We start from the raw sequence: 5337 nt of genomic DNA, 5'->3' as shown, positions 1-5337 counted from the left end.
GACTGCTTATTTTTCCTGGGAGTGTGGTGATGTATTTCCTCGGACTCGGACTGATTCTGCTGCTGCTGAAATTCCTGGAACTCGGCCCGGTGGCAACCTGGAGCTGGTGGGTGGTGCTTGCGCCCTTTGGCCTGGCGGTGGCCTGGTGGACCTGGGCCGACTGGAGCGGGTACACCAAGCGCCGCGAAATGGAAAAGATGGAGCAGCGCAAACGCGAGCGCATCGAAAAAAGCAAAGAGGCGTTGGGCATGACGCCTCGGCGCCGGCGCTGATCGAAAGAGAAGGCGGCCGAGTCGGTAGGTGGTTCTCCCTTGGACTCGCGGCCAGTTGAACGCCGCCTGTTCTGTGCCTCCGGCTCCGTAGAATCGAAGACTGCTCTGTCTCGGGACCTGTGTCCCGCCCCGTTTGCCCCCCTTTGTCTGCGAGATCAACCATGCCTGCTTATCGATCCAAAACCACCACCGCCGGCCGCAACATGGCCGGAGCCCGCGCCCTCTGGCGCGCCACCGGCATGAAGGACGGCGATTTCGACAAGCCCATCGTGGCCGTCGTCAACTCATTCACGCAGTTCGTGCCGGGGCATGTGCATCTCAAGGACCTGGGACAACTCGTCGCCCGCGAGATCGAGGCCGCCGGTGGCGTGGCCAAGGAGTTCAACACCATCGCCGTGGACGACGGCATTGCCATGGGGCATGACGGCATGCTCTATTCGCTGCCAAGCCGCGACATCATTGCCGACTCGGTCGAATACATGGTCAACGCGCACTGTGCCGATGCCATGGTCTGCATCAGCAACTGCGACAAGATCACCCCGGGCATGCTGATGGCGGCCATGCGGCTCAACATTCCCGTGGTGTTCGTCTCGGGCGGGCCGATGGAGGCGGGCAAGACGCGCCTGGGCGTGCACAAGATCGACCTGATCGACGCGATGGTCATGGCGGCCGACTCGAAGGTCAGCGACGAGACGGTGGCCGAGGTGGAGCGATCGGCTTGCCCGACCTGCGGTTCGTGCTCGGGCATGTTTACGGCCAACTCGATGAACTGCCTGACCGAGGCGCTGGGGCTGTCGCTGCCGGGCAACGGCACGCTGGTGGCCACCCATGCCGACCGCGAGCAATTGTTCAAGCGGGCTGGCCGGCTCATCGTCGAGCTTTGCCGGCGTTACTACGAGCAGGGCGATGAGCGCGTGCTGCCGCGTGCGGTCGGGCGCAAGGCGTTCGAGAACGCGATGGCGCTCGACATCGCCATGGGCGGGTCGACCAACACCATCCTGCATCTGCTCGCAGTCGCGCAGGAGGCCGGGATCGACTTTCAGATGGCCGACATCGACCGGCTCTCGCGCGGGGTGCCGCAGCTCTGCAAGGTGGCGCCGAACACGCAGAAATACCACGTCGAGGACGTGCACCGCGCGGGCGGCATTTTCGGCATCTTGGGCGAGCTTGCCCGGGCCGGCAAACTGCACACCGATGTGCCGACCGTGCACAGCGCGAGCCTGGCCGAGGCGCTGGAGCAATGGGACGTGATGCGCACGCAGGACGAGGCGGTGCAAACCTTCTACCGCGCCGGGCCTGCAGGAATTCCGACGCAGCAGGCGTTTTCACAGAGCACGCGCTGGCCGAGCCTGGACACCGACCGCGCCGAGGGCTGCATCCGTTCGGTCGAGCATGCGTATTCGCAGGAGGGCGGGCTGGCCGTGCTCTACGGCAACATTGCCGAAGCGGGCTGCGTGGTCAAGACGGCGGGGGTGGACGACAGCCTGCTGGTGTTCGAGGGTCGTGCGTATGTGACCGAATCGCAGGACGAGGCGGTGGCCGACATCCTGGCGGACAAGGTCCAGCCCGGTGATGTGGTGGTGGTGCGCTATGAAGGCCCCAAAGGCGGGCCGGGCATGCAGGAGATGCTCTACCCGACAAGCTACATCAAGTCCAAAGGGCTCGGCAAGCTGTGCGCCTTGCTGACCGACGGGCGGTTTTCGGGGGGGACCTCGGGCTTGTCGATCGGACATGTGTCGCCCGAGGCGGCGGCCGGCGGCGCCATCGGTCTGGTGCGAGCGGGCGACCGCATCCGCATCGACATTCCGAACCGTCGCATCGACGTGCTCGTGAGCGACGCGGAACTCGCCCGCCGTCGCGCCGAACAGGATGCGAAAGGCTGGAAGCCCGCCAAACCGCGTCCGCGCAAGGTGTCCGCCGCGCTCAAGGCCTATGCGATGCTGGCGACCTCGGCCGACAAGGGCGCGGTGCGCGACCTGTCGATGCTGGGCGACTGAGCAGCGGGGCCAGACCATGCTGATGCATCCGGACATCGACCCCGTCGCGCTGCGCCTCGGGCCCGTGGCGATTCACTGGTACGGCTTGATGTACCTGGTGGCCTTTGGGCTCTTCATGGCGCTGGCTTTGCGGCGGCTGCGCCATGAGCCCTATGCTTCGCTGACGCAGGGCGATTGGGGCTGGCAGCGGCGCGACGTCGAAGACATTTTGTTTTACGGCGTGCTCGGTGTGGTCATCGGCGGGCGCCTGGGCTATGTGCTGTTCTACAAGCCCGCGTATTACTTTGCCCATCCGGCCGAGATCTTCGCGGTCTGGCAGGGCGGCATGAGTTTCCATGGCGGGCTGCTGGGCGTGCTGGTGGCCATGGCTGGGTTCGCGCGCATGCGGCAGCGGCCGTTTTTGCAGGTGATGGATTTCATCGCGCCCTGCGTGCCGCCGGGGTTGGCGGCCGGTCGCATCGGAAACTTCATCAATGGCGAGTTGTGGGGGCGGGTCGCCGACCCGTCACTGCCCTGGGCCATGGTGTTTCGCGGCGCTGGCAGCTCGGCGCGGCATCCCTCGCAGCTCTATGAGTTTTTGCTCGAAGGCGTGTTGCTGTTCGTGCTGCTGTGGCTCTACGCCCGCCGGCCGCGTCGACTCGGGGAGGTGAGTGCCGCTTTTCTGGTGGGCTACGGCTGCCTGCGCTTCATTGCGGAGTTCTTCCGCGAACCCGACAACTTCCTCGGCTTTCTCTCGCTGGGGCTGACCATGGGGCAATGGCTGTGCATTCCGATGGTGCTCGGCGGCGTGGCCCTGTGGGTGTGGGCGCAGCGGCAACCCGCGCCGTTCGTGCGCGCGGCCGCGCACTGAAGGGGCGGGCGATGGCAGGTGCCATCCATTGGGAGACATGCGGCGCGATTGGGCTGCTGACGCTCGAACACCCGGGCAAGCTCAACGCCATGTCGGTGTCGATGTGGCGCTCGTTGCGCGCGGCGGCCGAAGACATCGGCCGGCAGCGCGGCTTGCGCGTCGTAATCGTGCGCGGCGCTGAGGGTCAATTCTGCGCCGGTGGCGACATTGCCGAATACCCCGACTTTCGCTTTTCGGTCGAGGGTCTGCGGCAGTTTCACGAGGAGGTGGTCTGGCCCGCGCTTTCGGCGCTGCTGCGCTGCGAAGTGCCGCTGATCGCGCAGATCGAAGGCGCGTGCATGGGCGCAGGCGTGGAGATCGCGAGTTGCTGCGACTTGCGGGTGGCGGGCGAGGGTGCGCGCTTTGGGGCGCCGATTGCGCGGCTCGGGTTTTCGATGGCGCCGCGCGAAGCGGCGCTGGTCGCGCGGGCGGTGGGCGAGATGACGGCGCGCGAGATGCTGCTCGAGGCGGCCGTCCTCGATGCGCAGGTCATGGAGCGGCGCGGCTTTCTCCACCAAGTGGTCCCAGACGCGGAGGTCGCGGCCCAGGCCGCAGCGCGTGCCGAACGCATTGCCGCACTCGCGCCCGAGGCCGCGCGCCGCACGAAGCGGCTGTTTTTTGAGCTTTTTGGCCTGGATGCCGGCGTAAAACGCTCAGGTGTTGCTATGGAAAACATAGTTTCCACAGCCTATGACTACGCCGACAGCGCCGAGCATCGTGAGGGCATCGCGGCCTTCTTGGCCAAGCGTCGGCCGAATTTCTGAGCAGTGGGTTTCTTTCGGGGTGGTTTCGATGAGTCACGGCAACCTGTACGCGGCGCTGCGGGCCGCTTTTCCGGCGAACCTCGATGCGGTGGCGGTCGAGGTCGCGGATGGCCCCTCGGCGGGCCTGGCCTACAGCTGGCGCGACATCGAGCGCGCTACGGCGATGTTGGCGAACTTTCTGCGCTCGCTGGGGCTCGAGGAAGGCAGCCGCATCGCCGTGCAGGTGGACAAATCGGTCGAGGCGATGCTGCTCTACCTCGCCACGCTGCGTGCGGGTTACGTCTTCCTTCCGCTCAACACCGCGTACCAGCGGGCTGAGATCGAGTATTTCATCGGCAATGCCGAGCCCGCCGTGGTGGTTTGCACGCCGGGAAACTTCGGCTGGGTCAGCACCTTGGCGTTCCAGGCGGGGACGCGGCATGTGTTCACGCTCGGCGACGACCGCAGCGGCAGCCTGCTCGAGCGCGCGAGTGCGCACAGCGACCGCTTCGAGACCGCGCCCAAGCGCGCGGACGAACTGGCCGCGATCCTCTACACCAGTGGCACCACCGGTCGCTCCAAGGGCGCGATGCTTTCGCATGGCAATTTGCTCTCGAACGCCCAGGTGCTGCATGACTACTGGGGCTGGCGGCGACCCGATGCGGCGGGGCAGGGCGGTGACGTGCTCCTGCACGCGTTGCCGATCTTCCATGTGCACGGCCTCTTCATCGCCATCCATGGCGCGCTGCTGGCAGGCAGCCGCATGATCTGGTTCAACCGCTTCGACGCGGCGCAAGTGGTGCGGCGGCTGCCCGAGGCGACCGTCTTCATGGGCGTGCCCACGCTCTATGTGCGCATGCTGGCTGAGCCCGCGCTCACGCCCGAGGCGGCGCGCAGCATGCGGCTGTTCATTTCGGGCTCGGCGCCTTTGCTGATCGAAACCTTCCGCGCGTGGCAAGCGCGCACCGGCCACACCATCCTGGAACGCTACGGCATGAGCGAGACACTGATGCTGAGCTCCAACCCCTATGCCGCCGATCCGCGCTACGGCGGGCGCAGCGAGCGCCGCGGCGGCACGGTGGGCTTTCCGCTGCCGGGGGTGCAGTTGCGCAACGTCGACGATGCTGGCCGCCCGGTTGCCACGGGGGAGCCGGGGCACATCCAGGTGCGCGGCCCCAATGTGTTCTCCGGCTACTGGCGCATGCCTGAGAAGACCGCCGAGGAGTTCACCGCCGACGGCTTCTTCAAGACCGGCGACGTCGGCCGCTTCGACGCAGACGGTTACGTCACCATCGTCGGACGCAGCAAAGACCTCATCATCTCGGGCGGCTACAACGTCTACCCGGCGGAAATCGAGGGGGTGATCAACGAGCTGCCGGGGGTGGCCGAGAGCGCCGTCGTTGGCGTGCCGCACCCGGACTTTGGCGAGGTGGGCG

5 protein-coding genes are annotated in these 5337 nt (G+C 66.5%); all 5 read left to right on the top strand.

Going from position 1 to position 5337, the window contains the following annotated elements; translation table 11 throughout:
* Window positions 1-29: 29 nt before the first annotated feature.
* Window positions 30-272, top strand: a complete 243-nt coding sequence (locus JHC36_RS01295; RefSeq protein ID WP_287914876.1) for a TIGR04438 family Trp-rich protein — start codon at window positions 30-32, stop codon at window positions 270-272.
* A 161-nt stretch (window positions 273-433) separates the two neighbouring features.
* Entirely contained in the window at window positions 434-2269 is a 1836-nt protein-coding gene (gene ilvD / locus JHC36_RS01290; RefSeq protein ID WP_287914873.1) for a dihydroxy-acid dehydratase, read from the top strand.
* A gap of 16 nt (window positions 2270-2285) precedes the next feature.
* Window positions 2286-3119 carry a prolipoprotein diacylglyceryl transferase gene (gene lgt, locus JHC36_RS01285; RefSeq protein WP_287914870.1) on the top strand — a complete coding sequence of 278 codons (834 nt, stop codon included), beginning with the start codon at window positions 2286-2288 and terminating at the stop codon, window positions 3117-3119.
* Window positions 3120-3130: 11 nt separating this feature from the next.
* Complete coding sequence (locus JHC36_RS01280; protein ID WP_287914867.1) at window positions 3131-3922, top strand: enoyl-CoA hydratase/isomerase family protein; 792 nt, start codon at window positions 3131-3133, stop codon at window positions 3920-3922.
* Window positions 3923-3950: 28 nt separating this feature from the next.
* On the top strand, window positions 3951-5337 hold a 1387-nt coding region (locus tag JHC36_RS01275; protein ID WP_287914864.1), incomplete at its 3' end, for a malonate--CoA ligase.

The sequence above is a fragment of the Tibeticola sp. genome, assembly GCF_022759015.1.
In the GTDB taxonomy this organism is placed as follows: domain Bacteria; phylum Pseudomonadota; class Gammaproteobacteria; order Burkholderiales; family Burkholderiaceae_C; genus Tibeticola; species Tibeticola sediminis.
The sequence above is the reverse complement of the archived record's forward strand: the minus strand, read 5'-3'. Positions and strand labels throughout refer to the sequence as shown.

Bases quoted from the DNA above. Each gene is read 5' to 3' on its own strand.
- JHC36_RS01295 (WP_287914876.1), top strand. From the start codon at position 30: ATGTATTTCCTCGGACTCGGACTGATTCTGCTGCTGCTGAAATTCCTG.
- ilvD (WP_287914873.1), top strand. From the start codon at position 434: ATGCCTGCTTATCGATCCAAAACCACCACCGCCGGCCGCAACATGGCC.
- lgt (WP_287914870.1), top strand. From the start codon at position 2,286: ATGCTGATGCATCCGGACATCGACCCCGTCGCGCTGCGCCTCGGGCCC.
- JHC36_RS01280 (WP_287914867.1), top strand. From the start codon at position 3,131: ATGGCAGGTGCCATCCATTGGGAGACATGCGGCGCGATTGGGCTGCTG.